We start from the raw sequence: 1,213 nt of genomic DNA, 5'->3' as shown, positions 1-1,213 counted from the left end.
TACAAACAGGTCAGAGTAATTGTCGCCTAATACCCCGCTCTAGATTGTTTCGCAAACGCCGCGCCCAAAAAATTTTTCGCCAGCAGATTAATTTTGACAGTTTCAAAAATGGCAACCTTCACTTCAAACCTTATGAAGCTGCGCTGGCCGCCGCTTTCTACCGGGTTAGGGTTCACAATGACCGTCCGTTCGCTCAACAGCTTTTCGATAAACTCAATCTGTCCTGTCTGGAGTCGAAAGACGGTTTTCCGGTATTTGCACCGGTGATGGATGAAGTGAAAGCGGTGCTGACCGGCGCTCAGGAAGACAATGAACGCCTTGCCTTTCAGGTGTGGGTTAAGGGCTATCGGAGCACCCGCACCTGCCTGTACGCCCTGCTTGATGCTGATTTGTCGCTACCGCCTGCACAATTTCGCTGGCTGAAAGGGCTGGACAGGCCGCTCTGGATGGCGCTATCCAGCGTCGGTCGAGGTAAACAGTTCGTCGAAGGGGCAGGCATCATTGCATTCAGCCAGACCGAAACATGGCTTAAAACCGAGGCACACAAAACCCCGGCATATCAGGCTCTGGCCGCTACAGTGCGGGCAGAAGCTAACGGACTTGAGCGTGAACTCGCCGCCACAGGAGAAACACAATGCCCTGTTTTCAAACTCCCTAAATGGCAGGTTCTTCTGTATGACGCACTGGCACGACATCTGATATTACAACCATGAGCCGGTTAACTCACCGGAGGTAACGGCTGACATAAACAACACAGAACCGAAAGCGCAGTTAGCACAGGCAACTCCGCCCGCTTCCGCTGAGCCAGCACCATTCGACGAATTCTAGGGGGTATTGAATTGAAAATTTCCATCACCAAATCCACCCTTTTGCTGCGTTTCGGCGGCATGGCAACAGTCAGTAAAACGGTATTGCTGCTGTTGTCCGGTGTGGCGTTTACACTCAACCGGGACGACAATGGGATCTATTCCCTTGTAGCAGACAGCCCCATCGGGCATACGACACTGATGCATTTTGAAAACGAGTATGATGCTGTCTGGTCGTTGCGCCGCATTAATGGCGCGTTACGCCGTCACATCTGGACAGACAAGGGCACCTGCCTGTTCCGTCTCATATTCTGGCCAATTGCGGCAGTGGCATTAATTGTGTCACTCAATGGGGCAATGATGAATTTGCATACCGCATGAACGTAACACGCCTGTGGCGTGAGCGG

The 1,213-nt window shown here is 52.2% G+C and carries 2 protein-coding genes; both read left to right on the top strand.

Features of this window, described 5'->3' with window-relative positions; all coding sequences use genetic code 11:
* Nucleotides 1-713, top strand: a 713-nt coding sequence (locus tag BBW68_RS10390; protein WP_476727291.1) for a secretion/conjugation apparatus DotM-related subunit, incomplete at its 5' end; no start/stop codon positions are given.
* Nucleotides 714-839: 126 nt separating this feature from the next.
* The gene (locus BBW68_RS10385; protein ID WP_070135302.1) at nucleotides 840-1,187 is read left to right on the top strand and encodes a hypothetical protein; all 348 of its coding nucleotides are present in this window, start codon (nucleotides 840-842) and stop codon (nucleotides 1,185-1,187) included.
* Nucleotides 1,188-1,213: the final 26 nt, after the last annotated feature.

The organism is Candidatus Erwinia dacicola (assembly GCF_001756855.1).
In the GTDB taxonomy this organism is placed as follows: domain Bacteria; phylum Pseudomonadota; class Gammaproteobacteria; order Enterobacterales; family Enterobacteriaceae; genus Erwinia; species Erwinia dacicola.
This window is presented reverse-complemented; position numbering and strand designations above follow the sequence as displayed.